Origin of the sequence: Vibrio sp. FE10, from assembly GCF_030297155.1 — a bacterium.
Taxonomy (GTDB): Bacteria; Pseudomonadota; Gammaproteobacteria; order Enterobacterales; family Vibrionaceae; genus Vibrio; species Vibrio apostichopi.
Genome location: NZ_AP028068.1, coordinates 724534 through 741636 on the forward strand (window position 1 = coordinate 724534; position 17103 = coordinate 741636).

At 44.2% G+C, this 17103-nt stretch carries 14 protein-coding genes; 7 read left to right on the plus strand and 7 right to left on the minus strand.

From position 1 onward, the window contains the following. Nucleotides 1–18: 18 nt before the first annotated feature. Both QUF19_RS20300 and QUF19_RS20305 read right to left on the minus strand, forming a co-directional pair. Nucleotides 19–660: an amino acid ABC transporter permease gene (locus QUF19_RS20300; protein ID WP_286302765.1), complete on the minus strand. Its 642-nt coding sequence runs from the start codon at nt 658–660 to the stop codon at nt 19–21. A 132-nt stretch (nt 661–792) separates the two neighbouring features. Next, complete coding sequence (locus QUF19_RS20305) at nt 793–1659, minus strand: transporter substrate-binding domain-containing protein (RefSeq protein ID WP_286302767.1); 867 nt, start codon at nt 1657–1659, stop codon at nt 793–795. A 240-nt stretch (nt 1660–1899) separates the two neighbouring features. Between QUF19_RS20305 and pdxR the strand changes: the two genes are divergently transcribed. Then, entirely contained in the window at nt 1900–3414 is a 1515-nt protein-coding gene (pdxR, locus tag QUF19_RS20310; RefSeq protein ID WP_286302768.1) for a MocR-like pyridoxine biosynthesis transcription factor PdxR, read from the plus strand. A gap of 187 nt (nt 3415–3601) precedes the next feature. Here the strand turns inward: pdxR and QUF19_RS20315 are convergent, their stop codons facing one another. After that, nucleotides 3602–4918 carry an aspartate aminotransferase family protein gene (locus QUF19_RS20315; RefSeq protein ID WP_286302770.1) on the minus strand — a complete coding sequence of 439 codons (1317 nt, stop codon included), beginning with the start codon at nt 4916–4918 and terminating at the stop codon, nt 3602–3604. 359 nt (nt 4919–5277) lie between these two features. On the opposite strand from QUF19_RS20315, the gene QUF19_RS20320 reads away from it, so the two are divergent. After that, a complete protein-coding gene (locus tag QUF19_RS20320) occupies nt 5278–5973 on the plus strand; it encodes a sulfite exporter TauE/SafE family protein (RefSeq protein ID WP_286303275.1) in 696 nt (231 codons plus the stop codon). 12 nt (nt 5974–5985) lie between these two features. Then, the gene (locus QUF19_RS20325; protein ID WP_286302772.1) at nt 5986–6738 is read left to right on the plus strand and encodes an SDR family NAD(P)-dependent oxidoreductase; all 753 of its coding nucleotides are present in this window, start codon (nt 5986–5988) and stop codon (nt 6736–6738) included. A 91-nt stretch (nt 6739–6829) separates the two neighbouring features. Here the strand turns inward: QUF19_RS20325 and QUF19_RS20330 are convergent, their stop codons facing one another. Then, complete coding sequence (locus tag QUF19_RS20330) at nt 6830–9238, minus strand: response regulator (protein WP_286302775.1); 2409 nt, start codon at nt 9236–9238, stop codon at nt 6830–6832. Nucleotides 9239–9326: 88 nt separating this feature from the next. Here QUF19_RS20330 and QUF19_RS20335 point away from each other — a divergent pair, with 88 nt between their 5' ends. After that, entirely contained in the window at nt 9327–10085 is a 759-nt protein-coding gene (locus tag QUF19_RS20335) for a substrate-binding periplasmic protein (RefSeq protein WP_286302777.1), read from the plus strand. Nucleotides 10086–10259: 174 nt separating this feature from the next. Here QUF19_RS20335 and ybiA read toward each other — a convergent pair whose 3' ends face one another. Next, the gene (ybiA, locus tag QUF19_RS20340) at nt 10260–10820 is read right to left on the minus strand and encodes a riboflavin biosynthesis intermediates N-glycosidase (protein WP_286302779.1); all 561 of its coding nucleotides are present in this window, start codon (nt 10818–10820) and stop codon (nt 10260–10262) included. A gap of 189 nt (nt 10821–11009) precedes the next feature. Beyond that, a complete protein-coding gene (locus QUF19_RS20345) occupies nt 11010–11204 on the minus strand; it encodes a hypothetical protein (protein WP_017111270.1) in 195 nt (64 codons plus the stop codon). A gap of 362 nt (nt 11205–11566) precedes the next feature. On the opposite strand from QUF19_RS20345, the gene QUF19_RS20350 reads away from it, so the two are divergent. Genes QUF19_RS20350 through QUF19_RS20360 form a run of 3 tightly spaced genes read left to right on the plus strand, consistent with a single transcriptional unit; the run spans nt 11567 to nt 13811 of the window. Then, nucleotides 11567–12388, plus strand: a complete 822-nt coding sequence (locus QUF19_RS20350; RefSeq protein ID WP_286302783.1) for an ABC transporter ATP-binding protein — start codon at nt 11567–11569, stop codon at nt 12386–12388. A gap of 11 nt (nt 12389–12399) precedes the next feature. Continuing rightward, complete coding sequence (locus QUF19_RS20355) at nt 12400–13332, plus strand: ATP-binding cassette domain-containing protein (RefSeq protein ID WP_286302785.1); 933 nt, start codon at nt 12400–12402, stop codon at nt 13330–13332. Further along, complete coding sequence (locus QUF19_RS20360; RefSeq protein ID WP_286302787.1) at nt 13329–13811, plus strand: transcriptional regulator; 483 nt, start codon at nt 13329–13331, stop codon at nt 13809–13811. Before QUF19_RS20355 ends, QUF19_RS20360 begins: the two co-directional genes overlap by 4 nt. Before the next feature lie 376 nt (nt 13812–14187). Here the strand turns inward: QUF19_RS20360 and QUF19_RS20365 are convergent, their stop codons facing one another. Next, nucleotides 14188–16167 carry a replication initiator protein RctB domain-containing protein gene (locus tag QUF19_RS20365; RefSeq protein ID WP_017111265.1) on the minus strand — a complete coding sequence of 660 codons (1980 nt, stop codon included), beginning with the start codon at nt 16165–16167 and terminating at the stop codon, nt 14188–14190. Between the last annotated feature and the right edge of the window lie 936 nt (nt 16168–17103).

Sequence of the window (17103 nt, forward strand, 5' to 3'; positions counted from 1 at the left end):
GTTAACAGATGTATGCACTTATTGCTGCAGATAAGTAGCTCGGTTCTCAGCCACAGATTGCAATTTCACCAATACCCCGATGATCAACATGTACAAGACACCGGCACACAAAATGGGTCCCAAAGGCTCATAGGTCACAGCTGAAATCCGATTCGTTACTCGGGTTAAATCAACAATACCAATCACCGCGATCGCAGGGCTGCCTTTGATTAAGAACGACATTTCATTGACCAGTGCAGGTAGGCTCATGATCACCATTTGTGGGAACATGATTCGGCGAAAATAAGTCAGCCGCCTCATGCCAATAGCCTCGGCTGCTTCCATTTGCCCTTTTGAAAAGTTGAGAAAGGCATTGCGCCAAATTTCCGCATTAAATGCTGAGGTGTTGAGTGTGAGCGCTAAAATGGCAGAAACGTGTTTGTCTAAATTGATGCCAAATGAGGGAAACGAAAGAAAGATAAACAGAGCCAGAGTCACCAGAGGTGTTGCTCTTGCCCAACTGACATAGATGCCCAACATTTGATCGACAAATGGGATTTTCATCATTCGAATTAAGGCAATCGCTAACCCAATCACCACACCCAATACAATCGAGACTGCCGATATCCATGCTGTAGCCCACGCGCCCTGTAGCAGCTGCTCCCAAGCGTAATAATCCATAAACGACCTCTTTAAAAAGCGACTTCTTGCAATAGGCTTTTGCGCGAATGACAAATGGGTTAAATCGCTCTGACCCTTTTGTCATCGGCACAAACAGCGGTTAACTGTTTGTGCCAGCGCGTGCTTACTGATCTACTGGACCGCTGTTAGCTTGTGATACTGCTCTACTGAAGTGATGGCTTCCGAAGGAAGATGCTCGAACGATTCACCGAACCACTTCTTCTGCAACTCTGCCATTTTTCCTGTTTGCTCTAGGTGAATGAAAAACTCAGTGAGATAAGCCAATAGCTCAGGGCTATCTTTTGGAACAGGCCAGCTTACGAAACCAGGGCCAGATACCGCCTCACCTTTTTTAAAGACATTAGACTTAGATTTCACTACCTCGTTAACCGAAACCACACTGTTGATGACGTAGTCGATTCGGCCAATAGCTAAATCTGAATACGCTTCTGGGTACGATTGGTACTGAACGACCTTACCTAAAGATTTACCCTGTGCTTCGAGCATTTCTTCGAGCTCTGGCAGTCGCTCTAACAAAGCACTACCCGCTTGTAAGCCAACAGTTTTGCCGTCTAGATCCGACACCGTATTGATGTCGTCAGCATCCGCTCTGGTTAAGAAATAATGCTGTGCTGAGGCAATAGGCGGCGTAAAGTCAAACACCTTCAATCGAGCGTCTGTCACGATAGCGCCCGTTAGCGCCACATCGTATTGACCCGAAGATACTGAGGCGAGCAACCCTGTCCAAGGTAAGATCTCTTGTTCAATATCGAACTTTGAATATTCACGCAGCTCATCAAGCAAATCTTTATTGATCCCCGCAGGCTTGCCTCGGTCAATGTAGTTGAATGGTGAATAGTTATCTTCTGTCGCCACTTTCATAAAGCCTTGCTTTTCAATGGCTGAAAGTTCTGATGCTTGTGCAACACCAAAACAACCCAGCACGACGGTTGCTGCCGCTGTTGAAACCCATGCCTTCATCGTCATTCCCTGTCTCATGTGCTTTCCTTATCGAGATTATTTGCCTGCCTTTACTTTATGAACGGAATGCATCTAAGACGTAGAGCCAATTTAATTTTCAGGTTGGGACAGAGCCATTTTCATATAAAAGACAGATCAACTTTCGGGTTCGAGACAGAGTAAAAAAATCACCGTTGAGAATTGATATGAACTCTGGCTCATTTCTTGCTGTTTTATACAAATTGGACTGAGGTTCACTGAGAATAAGGACTGTATCTCATGGCGATAAATCACAATTGTTTCATCGAGTTTGATTCCAAAAGAAGCCTGCAAGAACAAGTACGTAGCTATTTGGTGACGGCGATATTGAATGGTATTTTTCCGGCTGAACAAGCGCTCCCATCTTGTCGTAAGCTCTCTAGCCAATTAGGTGTTTCACGCAATACTGTGTCCTTGGTGTACGACAGTTTGCTCGACGATGGCTACCTGATAAGTAAACCTCGCAGTGGGTATTACTTATCAGAAAAGTATCAAAATCCGAGCGATGAAATGGACTCTAGCTTGGATCATTTTGAATCAACAGACAGCAACAACGCACCGGATTGGAGCAAACGAGTGAAGCTGCAATTGAATCAATACCCACGAATCGTCAAACCGTCGCACTGGAGTTGCTATCAATACCCGTTTATTTTTGGCCAGCCTTCAATCAATGACTTTCCATTGGCTCAATGGCGAGAAGCAACAAGAAAAGTGACCTCAGATCCTCATGACCACCGCTGGTTGTGCGACAAAGTTGATAAAGACGTCGATATGCTGGTGGAACAAATACGCACAAGAGTGCTTCCGCAGCGCGGTATTCACGCTCAAAGTGATGAGATCTTAATAACCTTAGGCTCACAAAATGCGCTCTATCTGCTTTCTACTTTACTGATGAATGATCAAAGCCGAGTTGGCGTCGAGAACCCTGGCTATAAAGAGGCAAACCATATTTTTAATCTCTCAGGTGCGCAGTTACACCCTCATCAAGTAGATGAGCAAGGGTTAAAGCTCAATGAGCACTCATCGCTATGTGACCACTTCTACGTCACTCCGAGCCATCAAGCGCCAACTGGGGTTACCATGAGTGACGAACGTCGAACTCAGTTGCTTGAGATGGCAAAGGCCAATGATGCCATCATTATCGAAGATGACTACGATGCCGAGTGCAACGTTGAGTGGAATCCAAAACCGGCACTTAAAGCCAATGATAAAGATGGCCGAGTCATTTACGTCAGCAGCTTTTCCAAACTATTGGCACCCGGCTTGAGATTAGGCTACATCGTGGCACCTGAAGAACTGATTTATGACTTAAGAATCTTGCGCCGGTTAATGTATCGACACGCACCAAGCCGTATTCAAATGGAAGTCGCACATTTTATTGAACAAGGCTATTACGACAGCTTTGTGAGGCGCTTCAGAGAGAACACGCGTCAGCGTTGGAAGCTGCTCAATGATGCCGTCTTAAAGTATTTACCTGATTGCAAACGACTCGCACAAAGCGAGCAAGCCAACTCATTATGGCTACAAACACCGAGCCACATTAACAGCCAGCGACTGGCTTCACGAGCCGCACAGAAAGGGATACTGATTGAAACCGGGTATTCACACTTTATGACTAATACCGAAACGGAATCGGGTTATGAATCATTGTCAGAATATGATCCCAACTCTTATTTTCGATTAGGATTTCATGCCATCGATAAAGATCTAATCGCTCCCGGCATCAAAGAACTGTCTGAGGTAATGAAGATTTAGCATCACTTAGGGCTGTTTTATCGACGCTCTCCATGAGCATGAATTAAAAAGAAAATGACGTAAAAAGAGCATCAATTGATGCTCTTTTTAGGATCGAAATAACAAGCTAAAAGTCAGACACTTAAACAAGAATGGGGAGTTCTTATCAAAGTGCCTTGGTTTCTTTACTGGTTATCTGATTGAAGAATTAAGATGCAAGCTCACACAAAACGTCATCAATGATCTTAACGCCTTTCTTTATTTCGCTTGGTTGGATAACCAAAGGAGGAGCAACATGAATACGATTATTAACAATAAAGGTCAGCAGGCCTCGTTTCGTTAGCTCCGCTTTCAATTGACCCATTTTCTCATTGCTCAATGGCGTTTTACTTTCTCGATCTTCGACCAATTCAACCGCCCAGAACATCCCTTTACCGCGCACATCACCAATCATAGGATGCAGCTCTTTAAGACTGAGCAGAAGCGGCCCAAGAACGCTATTCCCGACATTATCAGCATGCGTGATAATACCCTCTTGCTCCATCACATCGAGCGTTGCAACGATTGAAGCCATCGCTAGAGGATGACCCGAATACGTTAAGCCACCCATAAAAAAATTCGACTTAAAGTACTCAACGATCGGTTCGCTGACCACCACGCCACCAGCCGGAACATAACCCGAGTTAACCCCTTTCGCGAAAGTAATAAGATCCGGCACGACATTAAAGTGCTCAAACGCAAACCACTTACCCGTTCGACCAAAACCGACCATGACTTCATCAAAGATCAATTGAATTCCGTATTTAGTTGCAAGCTCACGCACACCAATAAGGTAGCCTTTCGGTGGAATTAGGAAGCCCGCAGTTCCCGGAATCGTCTCTAAGATAATCGCCGCAATCGCCGCTGGCCCTTCGCATTCAATCACTCGTTCTAAATGCTGCAAGGCACGCTCACTCTCTTCTGCCTCAGTCGCCGCATTGAATTCGCTTCGATAGAGAAATGGATTGAAGAAGTGAACGTGCCCACGGCTATACTCGTTTGGAATACGACGAAAATCGCCCGTCGCCGCTATCGCTGTTCCGGTATTGCCATGATAAGAACGGTAAGCCGATAACACCTTATCGCGCCCTGTAAACTGTCTCGCCATACGAATTGCATTTTCGTTGGCGTCTGCCCCTGCGTTGGTAAAGAACACCTTCTTAAACTTGCTTGGTGCTTTAGACAAAATACGTTTAGCGGCCAAACCACGAGTGAGGTTTGCTGTCGCGGGTGCAACGGTCACCAATGAATCAGCCTGATCTTTAATGGCTTTAATCACTTGTGGATGCTGATGACCAATGTTGGTGTTAACCAGCTGGCTACTAAAATCGAGGTATTCCTTACCTTCGTAGTCCCACATATTGCATCCTTGCCCACCAGCGATAGCGATAGGTTCTGCCGCTTCTTGAATCGACCAAGAATGAAATACGCTCTTGTCGAGGTCGATAATATCTTGGTTTACAAGCTGTTCTGTTGATACTTCCATTTGATCGTCTCCATAAACAAAACTAGATTCACAACCCTCTCCTTCTGTCTTTCTCGTCTATCAAAGTGCGAAATACGAGATTGAAAAGGCTGCGCTATCGGATGGAATAATCTTCGTCCCAAACAGGGCCCAACTCATAGTGTCAGTTTCAACAAAATCTTGGGCCAGTGAATCAGCTCAAACCTCGTTCCCGACCCAACCAACAGCCTGACCCAATCCAATCGTCGATCTGGCTCTATTCAAAATTCTTAGGTGTGAATAGATTGAAAGGCAGACGAGACAAGTCTCATAGGACGCTAATTAACGCAGCAGCAATATCAAAAGCAAAGAGGTGAGCAAGAGTGGAAATAGGATTGGCGATGATATTGATTCTGTTTGCAGGTGTGGTTCGAGGTTATTCGGGATTTGGGTTTGCGATCATTGCAGCACTATCTCTCAGCTTTATAGTTCCACCATTACAAGCGGTAACCATCGCTATCCTGTTGGATTTTTTAAGTACCTTTCCTCTACTCAAGCGAAGTAAAACCACCATCAATATCCGGCTTATTGCGCCGCTGTGTATAGGCATGTTGGTTGCGGTGCCTTTCTCGCTGTATTTCATTAGCGCGATATCGGAATCAGGCTTGAAGGCCTTTATCGCGATGATGTCTTTAGTGGCTGGTGCACTGATTATTTTGGATTTTCGCCTGACATGGTTACACCATCGGCACGCATTTTGGGCAGGAGCTATATCCGGTTTCAGTATGACCGCGGCCTCTTCTGGCGGGCCTCCGTTAGTGACGTATTTAATGAATCTCACTATTGAAGCCAAAGAGCAGAGAGCGACCGCCATCGTGTTTTTCTTATTGAGTTCTGCAGTTTCATTAATCGGCTTTATTTGGATTGGTGCATTCAACCAAGACACGTTTACCACAGGCTTATGGTTACTTCCGACGGCTGTGATTGGCAATTTATTAGGGCAGAAACTGTATATCTCAGTACCTAACTTGCCTGCAAAAACAACGACCGCGCCGATCCTTATCGGCATGGCACTACTTATGTTAATTTCAAATTAGAAGGATTTACTTATGGATAAGATAGCGTTCATTACAGGGGCAACCTCAGGCTTCGGCAAAGCGGCAGCAAAGCGTTTTGCAGAAGATAACTGGTCATTAGTGTTGTCTGGTCGTCGTATCGAAAGGTTACTCGACCTAAAGGAAGAATTAACGGTGCCTGTGCATGTGATTCAACTCGACGTTCGAGACGCAGACGCCGTAAAACAAGCAATTGATTCACTACCCGCTGAATTTTCATCGATTACCGCATTGGTTAATAATGCAGGCCTCGCCTTAGCACCAGAAGGCGCACCTGATGTGGACTTAAAAGACTGGCACACCATGATCGACACCAATGTCACAGGCTTAGTCAATGTCACTCATGCACTGCTGCCGACGTTAATTAAAAAAGGCGCAGGAAGCTCTATCATCAATGTTGGCTCAATTGCAGGACAGTGGCCTTACCCAGGGAGTCATGTGTATGGCGCGAGCAAGGCGTTCGTAAAGCAGTTTAGTTACAACCTTCGCTGCGATCTACAAGGTACAGGAGTACGCGTGACTGACCTGTCCCCTGGCATCGCAGAAACAGAATTTACTCTAGTGAGAACCAAGGGTAACCAATTGGCATCAGACAATCTTTACCAAGGCACAACGCCATTGTCAGCAGAAGATATCGCCGAGCAGATGTTTCATATTGCGACCTTACCAGAGCACATCAACATAAACCGAGTCGAGGTGATGCCGACTCGCCAAGCATGGTCTCCATTCGCCATCGATAGAGACTAGTTTCAAACAATCTAGATCAAAAAAGGTGATCTATGCAGACCACCTTTTTTATTGCCTTTTGCCCCATACTCAATCTTCACAAGCATCCAACCTAAACAATCTTTTGCTCATCTTCTTCTTTGGCCGAGTCGGTTTCTTTAGATAAAAAACTCTCAACGATCTCTCTCAGCTTCCCTTGATTAACCGGTTTTGGTAAAAACTCATCCATACCTACATCGAAGCACAAATGCTTGTCTCTCTGTACAACGTTGGCCGTGAGTGCGACGATAGGAATGTGTTGTGAAGAGCCTTCTTCTAACGCTCTGATCTGTTTAGTGGCTTCGAAGCCATCAAGAACTGGCATCTGGCAATCCATAAAGATCATCACATAGTCATTGGCCTTAAACTTCTCGACGCCAATTTCCCCGTTGTCCGCGATATCCACCTCAAGACCAAGCTTCTTAAGCATCATCTTAGCCACTTGTTGATTCACTCTTGAATCTTCAACCACCAACACTTTGCCACTAAAGGATGCAGTGATCGCCGCAGGTTTTGGTTCTTCTTTTAAAGACGTTTTCTCAGGTTGTGCTGGTTTAGCAACAGCTGCAGGTTTGGTTGTTGGCACAGGCTCATTATCTTTGAACGCCACCTCGCCTCGATTTGGGTAAGTGAAGGTCGAAGTATCCGCCGCTCTCGCTAACACCTCACTGATGGTCCATTTAAGCTGATTATCTTGATATGGACGAGCAATGTAGGCGACAAAGCCAACTTGCTTGGCTCGGACTTCATCCTGCTTTCTTGGGTCGGCAGAGATCATCACCAGCTTAGGACAATCTTTCTCAAAGCGTTCAAGCAAACTTCTGGCTAGCTGGAAACCATCAATCGCTGGCATCACCTTGTCTATCAGCACTAAATCATAAGGCGTCGATTGAGCAATGGAGTCAGCCACCAGCTCTAATGCTCTAGATCCTGTCTCACAGCATTCCGATGTCACTCCAAAGGACTGCAGTTGCGTCGACGTAATCCGCATATTAAGTTGGCTATCATCCACCAGCAGCACTGAGATCTTGTTGAAATCGATACGGCTCTCTTCCACTTCCAAACACGGATCAAAGTCTGCGGTGAAATAGAATGTACTGCCCTGCCCTTGCACACTGGTGAGCTCAAGCTTGCTGCCCATTAAGGTAACGATTTTGTCGCATATCGTTAAACCAAGCCCTGTGCCGCCATAGATACGAGTAGTGCTGCCGTCGGCTTGTTGGAACTTATCAAACACCGATTGTTGTTTGTCTTCCGCAATACCAATGCCGCTATCTTTTACCTTGAATCTGACTCTCAGCTTTTGCTCAGGTTCTGTGATTTCTTCCAAGCGAAGTGAAAGAGTGACATGGCCATGCTCAGTAAACTTGATAGCGTTGCCCACTAGGTTATTCAGAACCTGTCTTAACTGGGTGCCATCGCCGATGACCATGGTTGGAATCTTAGGATCAATGGCCAGTTGGAATCTGAGCCCTTTTTGTTCAGCTTTCACCCTAAAGGTCGACTCAACATCGGCTGCAATGCCCATCATTTTCATCGGTTCTTGCTGAAGCTCAAGCCTGCCCGCTTCAATCTTCGAGTAATCGAGAATGTCATTAATCAGATCAAGCAGCGTCAGCGAAGAGGTGTTAAGCATGTCGACATACTCTTTTTGCTCTTTCGGCATGTCCATTTCAGAAAGCAAAGACGATAACCCGATGATGCCATTCATTGGAGTCCGGATCTCGTGACTCATATTGGCAAGGAATTCACTCTTGTTGCGGTTGGCTATCTCTGCGGTGTCTTTGGCTTTTTCCAATTCTTGGTATTGTTGACGAATGCGTTCAATAGACTGGTTATAGCTCGACTCTAGCGTCGAAATCTCATCTTGATAGGTACATTCAGTTGGGGTGAGAAAACGTGGCTTATTGTCTTCCACTTGTTGCTGGTTAATTTGAGAAGACATGATCATCAAGCGTTTAACGACTAAACGATAGACAATAGTCAGACATACCAGAGAAAGTAAGAAGATTTTCACGGCTTCGAAGGCGAGTAACAACAGAACCCGTTCTTCGAAATCATCGAGGATAATACTTAAATCAGCTTGTACCGTTAATGTGGCGAGGGGGTAATCTTTACCTCCCATTTGGTGCACCATTTCCCAAGACTGAGAGTAAGACTGGCCGGAGGTTGCTTGACCCAGTTCTAGAATTTTTTCACCAGGGCTTTCTATTTTAAGATAACTCACAGAGGGTAAACGAGAGATGCCCTCAGCTTGCACGAACAGTTGAGTCCGGTCTTCCACCCACAAGCTCGCCGTTAAACCGGAGAGGTATCCCGCTTTAACCTGTTCGATCTGAGAACTGATAAAAGAAACTCGATTTTGGTACTCCACATATAATCCCAGACCTGTCACTATGACTGTGAATAAGGTGCTGATTGCGATTATTGTCCCGATCAACTGTCGAGAGAGTCCAATATAGCGTTTTCCTTTTTTCACCATACACAAATTACCATTATTGTTATCCTAGCAAACTACAATTACTCAACTAGTATAATAGTAGTCATTCATCAAATAACTAGGGAAGGTTATGAAAAAACATCTTATCGTTGCATCCATAGTCAGTTTGTTTTCAAGCAGTTATGCTTCTGCAAGCGAACCTCTTCACTACTACATTATTGCGAGCCAAGCGCAACCTTTTCAGATCGAAACTGACGGGTCATCTCACAGAGGAATGGTTTCAGATATTGTGGAAGCGGTATTCGATGACAGCCAATATGAGATCAACTACCACACCTACCCTTTTAACCGAATGATCGACAAGCTTGATGCAAGAGAAAACCCAAACTGGGTAACCTACGGTAGCCCGAGCTGGGGAAATATCCAGTCGGTTAACCTGTCTAAAGATCCGATTTACAATGTAAAACACGTGTTACTCAGCAGCGGAAAAAAGCCGTTTGAGTTTAATACTATCGATGATCTGGACGGAAAAGCCGTGGTATTGCTGGTGGGGTTTGAGTATCCGAACCTAGAGCCATACATTCAGCAAGGCAAGCTTAACGAGATTCGAGTGAAAGATTACACGGCTGCGTTTCGTGTCCTCAACCGAGCACCTGGCGACACTGTGTTTGTTGAGATGGAGTCTCGCATCAAATACAACCTAAACGAGCAGAAGCTAAGTATTGATGACTACCAGATGCAAGAGTTTGGTTCAGTAATCAATAACTACCCTATCCATTTGGCATTTGACCCTGAGATGGATCCTAAACTGCAAACCTTCATTAACCAACGTCTCGACCAAATGAAAGACGATGGACAGCTCAACGACATCGTACAGAGTTACTTATAACGACAGAGTCACGTATGGCTTGATAACGTAGTTAGGCTCTCTTCGATAACCAAACTAGCTCTAAAACCTCAAAGGCCGCCCTGCTTAGCTTAATACTAAATAGCAGGGCGGCCTTTTTAATGCGAATAACCTAACGCTGATTTATTCGCGTTCTAATAACCGAACGCGAATAAATCAGTGCGAAGCGATCAAATGCAGCTGTTGAGTACGAAGCTGTTGTCGCACCGTCATCAGAATCTCACCCAGCCGATTCTCCCCAGTTCCATCACCACCATCTCCCCAAAAGTGATCTTTGTGAGAGTGTTCTTTGATAACGCAATCTCCGGTGTTGGTAAGAAACAACGCAAACTGTGGATTCTGTCTAAACTTCTCCGTCACAATGAACTGCATCACTTCAACACGGATGTCATACCAATCTTCACGTACTTGGTCTTCATAATGACGACTCAACGAAAATGCTTCAGCAGGCGAACAGGCTTCCAAAATAGTATTGCGCAGTTCTTGAGAGGCGAACTTCATCGCTTGATAATAGTGTTCGCTGGTAGCCCAGACTTGGTCATCGACCTTGATGGGACAAGCCGCAAAATTTGAAAGGTATCCGTTTGGATCTTCAGGTTCATAAAACAGCACTTCTTTGGCTTGAGCCACAGAATTAGACATAGCCTTCTCCTTACCAACGACATCGCATATTTTTGCTTTAACTTTAAAATTAGTGGCGTTGCATATTGCTGTCAAACAACTTAGTTCAAGAGTAAGCCATCAGCGCGTTTTTAGCTGGAAAGGGAAGTGAGTTGAGGAGTTAAGTGAAATATTATTTACTAAGAAAAGAACGGTATGTGGTTAGTTTAAATTGCAGTTAACGAAATAAAATCTATATAAATCAAAGGGTGGTATGTAACCACCCTTGAAATACAGTTGGAAATTTTAGTGAATCAAACCGAGATCTCTCGCTTCTTCCAGACTAAAACCGCTTTCTCTAATTTCTCTTAGAGTCTCGATACGACGACGAGCTTCAGCAGACTTCATTTTCTTTTCTGGTTTGAAAGATACTTCTTCTTCAGCATCCCACTTGTTTGCAATATTTGTCATTTCGTCATGGTTGATAGAATTAATGGACATGTTTTCCTCCGAAAAGCACCATGTAATGGACAGCTAATCTGTAGCAAAAGCTAAATCACTTGTTAAGAAATTCTGTACTGAAATGTGATGATTCCGACGCTTCACAAAGCTAATTAATAAATGCCTCATTTAAACTTTGCCAAAGCCAATTTCTGCAATTACATTTACAAGATTCCCCACTAGAAATGTGGTTTGATCTAACTCTCATTTTCTCTTTTCTCAATCTTACTTTCCCACTGAAATCTCATGAAATAACCCTAGATTAATTTCGAGGCACTTCATTCTTTTTGTGCTCACTGCTTTCACTAAATTTACTTCATGTTAATGATAATAGTTATCAATATCATAACTGAGTATTTAGTATGTCTAGTGAACATTCAGAGACACCGCTTCTCCAAGTGAAGAATTTATGTGTCGATTACATTACCGATAACGGCGACTTTAATGCCGTCAAATCGGTAAGCTTTAACATCAATCAAGGAGAGATTTTCGGTTTGGCTGGCGAATCAGGGTGCGGGAAAAGTACTATCGCGTTTGCCATTAACCGTTTACACAAGCCGCCCGCTTTTATCTCTGGTGGGAAGATAATATTCAACGGACAAGATCTGCTCGGTTTATCTGACGACCACTTGAACACCTTGCGTTGGAGCGAAATCGCTATGGTTTTCCAAAGTGCGATGAACTCACTCAACCCCGTACTCCCTATTCAAGAGCAATTCGCTGATGTTTTACGTCATCACAAAGGGATGACAGACGAACAAGCTAAAGACCGCGCAGAGAAGCTCCTCGACCTTGTAAACATCCCTCGCAATCGTCTCACCGAATATCCGCATCAATTCAGTGGCGGCATGCGTCAACGCTTGGTGATAGCCATCGCGCTCGCCCTCAATCCCAAGCTGATCATCATGGACGAGCCGACAACGGCGCTGGACGTGGTTGTACAACGTGAGATTCTGCAGCAGATACACCAGCTCAGAGAAGAGTTTGGTTTCTCAATATTGTTCATCACCCACGACCTCGCCCTAATGAGCCAATTGTGTGATCGCATTGCCATCATGCGTCACGGCGAGATAGTTGAAGTTAATCAAGCCCATGAGATCCGTAACAACCCTCAGCACTCCTACACTCAAAAGCTTTGGAGTTCTTTCCCTAATATTCACCAACAAGCTCACGCAATAGCGTAATCGGAGGCTCCATGACACAACCCATTATCCAAGTAAAAAATCTGGTCAAAGAGTTCACCGTGGGTGGCGGCTTTGGTAAAGAAGAAATATTTAGAGCACTGCATGGCGTGAGTTTCGATATCTATGCTGGAAAAACTTTGGCTCTGGTTGGGGAATCTGGCTGCGGCAAAAGCACTTGTGCTCGATTGATGACTAAGGTCTACCCTGCTACCGAAGGAGAAATACTGTTCGACGGCAGAGACATCTCAACGCTCAACAGCCGTAAAGATATCTTGGATTACCGCAGCCGCGTACAAATGATATTTCAAGACCCATTTGGTTCGCTCAATCCAACTCATACCATAGAGCACCACTTAACGCGCCCGCTTAAAATCCATAAACAAGTCGCCAATAAAGAGGCGCTAGTCGCTCGTCTTAAAAAGTTATTGGCGCTGGTGGAGTTACCCCTAGATACACTCGCTAAATACCCTCACGAGCTCAGTGGTGGCCAAAGACAGCGAGTTAACCTAGCAAGAGCGCTCGCCGTTGGCGCTGAAGTCATCCTAGCTGATGAACCGACCTCAATGTTGGATGTGTCTATAAGGCTCGGGGTGCTTAATCTCATGCAGAGAATGAAGAAAGAACTTGGAATCGGTTTTTTGTACATTACTCATGATCTTGCGACAGCCCATTACATCGCCGAAGAGACAGCTGTGATGTACAAAGGCCAGATCGTCGAGTGGGGATCAACCCAATCGATCTTAACCAATCCGCAGCACCCATATACGAAACTGTTGATCTCAGCGGTACCGGATCCTGATCTGCCATTTGGCGAACTTGTCAAAAATGAACCAAACTATTCAGTGAACGCTGATCGAATTCGAGAGCAGAGCTGTGAAATACAGCATGAGGTTAAGCAAGTTGCTGATAATCACTTTGTAAAACAGTGGGATAACGTTGCATGAATGAAATAGACATTTGGTTAGAGCGGATCGGAGATTGGTACAAAGACCGAAAGCATGATCAAGTGGAACGGTTAGAACCTTTGATCTTAATGCCTCCAGATGCACTCTGGGGGCCCTTGATCACGGATGAACAGAGCAAAGGTATCGCATGTTGGTTAGACGGGTGCTTGAGAATCTATACCTTCTATCGAAACTCAATCGAAAACCCAGAGCACCAAGAAAAAGCTTATCAATACCTGATGTTTGCTTACGGTAAGCTTCAGGCAGTGTCTTGTGATCCAGAAGCAGAGCCCGGCTTACAAGAGTGGTGTACCAAGCGGGTACAGCACTTGTGTGTACTGGCTTTGGAGTTTGCCAACCAACAACAAGAACCACGCTGGCAACAAGAATCGGAGAAATTGATCGAATCACATGTGCGCTTTATGGCGAGCCAACCCCAGAACGATGATCAAGGTAGCGTTAAGCACCAACTTCATTGATCAACCCTTTCTCGATCAAACATCAACGCATCGAAACGACTTTCCCTCAAAAAAACACGATCCATAGAAAGCATGATCTCACCTTGATCATGCTTCGGAGTTTGTTAAGGTAAACTATTGAATTTTAATGGTTCGATGAATTTCAGGCAAAAAAAAGCGAGTCCCTTGGGAACTCGCGAAAATCTATTCAGTATGATGTAACAAAATATGAGCCAATCTATTAATCATAAGAAAGGACAAAGGTTGTCTATTCGGGATAAATAATAATCAACTAGGTGCTCTATATTGTCATCACATTGTCAGCATTAGGTGCGGTTATTATCAGCACCTAATGATGTTCAGATCATCCATTCAGCAACGATTATAGGACTCACGATTAGTGACCGATCGCCATTTCATCGAGCGCTAAGAACACATTCTCGTCCAAGTGGCCTTCATGAACTTGTTTGCATACCTTACGGCGCACGGCCAAGCCAGAAATAAGACGCTCAATTGAAAGGTGTCGATTACTGGTGCTATCGCGGTCGTTGTAGAGTTCGATCAACTTACTCAATGTTTCGTAAGGAATCACATCCTCTCCAACTCTTAACCAATCAAGCTTCTCAATGAGCTCTGAGCACTCTTCTTTGATTGAGGCATGAGAGTGCCCGGTCATTGCAGATAAAGCCGTTATACTGCGTTCTAGGGCCTCTGAAGAGGTATATTTAGATAAGGTTATCATGATCTCGTCTGCATTGATCTCAACAGAGTGCTTACGTTGTTTAACTCTGCGCCCTAGCTTGCCTCTAGGTGAAGGGGCTTTGCGCTGAATAGGCTCAAATTCGCCATCAATGATTTCAGATAACTCTTCCAGCTTTTGCTTAGACACCATTTCATTGCGCAGTGGGTTCGGCAATGTTGGCGCCATGTTTCGCTTACCTGCGTTGGTGGTGCGCGCTCTTGAGTAACGCAGTACTTCTTCAACGTTACATTTGATATCGACCTGATAATCGGTGGTCTTGCCTTTTTCGATCAACGCGGTGATCGTCAGATGGTAGCCCCACAAGTTAACGAGGAAGGTATCTTCTTGCTCCCCTACTTCACCCAGCTTTCGCAGTTCGCGGATCAGATCCATCGAAAAACGACGCCAATCAATGTTACGCGCCAGTTTTTGATTCAATTCGCTCAATAGCATGCAATCAGAATGACGACGCGCCATACGGCTTCTGAAGTAAGAATACATTTGGAAGACCAAGGTATGCTGCTTCAGGATCTCTGGTGGGAACAGGAAGAAATAATCGCGCGTGAGCAGCTCTTCATAGAACGATGGCTCCCATACCAAGATGTATAGGTTCGGTTTAATGCGAATTTCGCCGTCAGAGCCCTCTGTAGGCGCTTCTTCCGATGCAGTGATGGTTCTAGCTAAGAATCGGAAACGGTCGCTCTTAAAGCCTTCTGGCATGTTCTCACTAAGCCAACGGCCAGTAAGCTCATGCAACTGAAAATCGGTAAACTCAATGCGGTCAATGCTGTCTCGGATAGAGTCACGAGCCGGGCCACTGTCTTTTTTGCCACGTAATGAAAGAATATCCGTGATGTAGAGCGGTGTTTTGTTCGGAGTGTGCTTCGCATCCAGATGGTAATCGTCTTGATGATGATCATGGTATTGAACCGTTAACGTGAATAACGCGAATAACGTCATCAGATCATCAACGGTCATAATGTTTTTTGAAGATCGTGTTTCGATCACCGCTCGAGTTCCTGAGATCGAAACCATCGATTTCTGGTAGCTCTTACGGGTTCTAGGTGGCGCTAACGCTTGATCAATAATACCAGCCCAATTAGTTGGCGAAACAATGAATTGATCCGCTTCATCTTTCATCGTTGGTGGAGTATTAAGACCGTGTTCATTCAATAAACGTTTGTTTACTTTGGTTTGAGCGAGGGCTTTAGAACGCTTTTGCTTTTCGTTTTGTTTCACACTTTCAGTCACTAAGCTGGTGGCACCGAGCACTGATATCAACTGATTGGGATTAACAAAGCGATGTAGCATGGTTTTACCCGCCAGGCCTTCTTCAAAGCGAACTGGGATTTGCTTGAAAAGTCCGATGTTTACAGCGGCTCTGAGTCTTTGTTGCAAGGCAGCACGTGTAACTTGTCCATCGGTTGATTCGATAATTTCAGTCGTTGAAACGTATCCATCTTTGCTGCTAAACCCGCGAAGTGAAATTAGGTTGAGAAGCTCAACGATGCTTTTCGTGACCCCTTTGAAGTGTTGATATTGTTCTATCCATTCAACGGCTGTTTCAGATACCTCAAATAAATGACCATCTTTGTGGCTTCGTGCCTTAATTAACAATTTCTCTTCTGGTTTCATTTTTGATCCGTATCACACTAACCGTAATTTCACTATAGTTCCTGAATGATAAAGAAAGAATGATCATAAATAAAGAGAATTTATTGGCTTTTAAATAACTGATCTTTCTGATTAATATGATCTTAAATGATTAAGTGATCTAATGATCCGGGCTATCATTTGCTTTTAAGTTGCTGAATTTAAAGTGTTAAAAAAAATCTGCTTGGAAAGCATGATCATAAAGATAACGAAACGATGATCATAAAAGATAAGAAAGCATGATCACAGAACATCAGAACGATGATCATTAAGTAATTGTAAGCATGATCATTATTGGTTCGAAAGCATGATCATTATACTTATACAGCTTATCCACAGTCCAGAATTGATCGACGAGTTTTAAATCACCAATGTGGATATTTTCGTTAGGTATTTTATCGGAACAATGATCAAGTAAAGGGGCTTTTATATCGTTCCTCCCCTTTTATGTTTAAAAATTGGTCGAGATTGGTCACACAGTCAGTGGTTGGGGACTTTTAGCTCGCAAGACAATAAATCAGGAAGCATGATCATGAAATTGTCATGTTTCTGCATTTCCATTCTGTGTCGATTGAATTTCCAACCAATCAGGCCTTATAGAGCTTGAATCCCCATTACAAAAGCATTTGTCCGTAAGTTAGGTCTAAATTTATATGCTTCCGGAACGATATTTACTTGATCATTTTTCCGGAGGTTGATCATTTCGAACAGGCATTCATACGGATCAATATTGATGAGTTTACACCTTGATCATGCTTCATAATATGGAGTTATCAATTTTCTTACGAGTTATGTATCCCATGATCATTCTTCCGGTTGAGGCTCAATTCTCTTTTGTTTAGTGACGTCTCATCTTCGCTTTGTTTTTTATTTACCAAGCGATTTTTTAGGTTTTATTCTTTGTTGGTTGAAAATCTA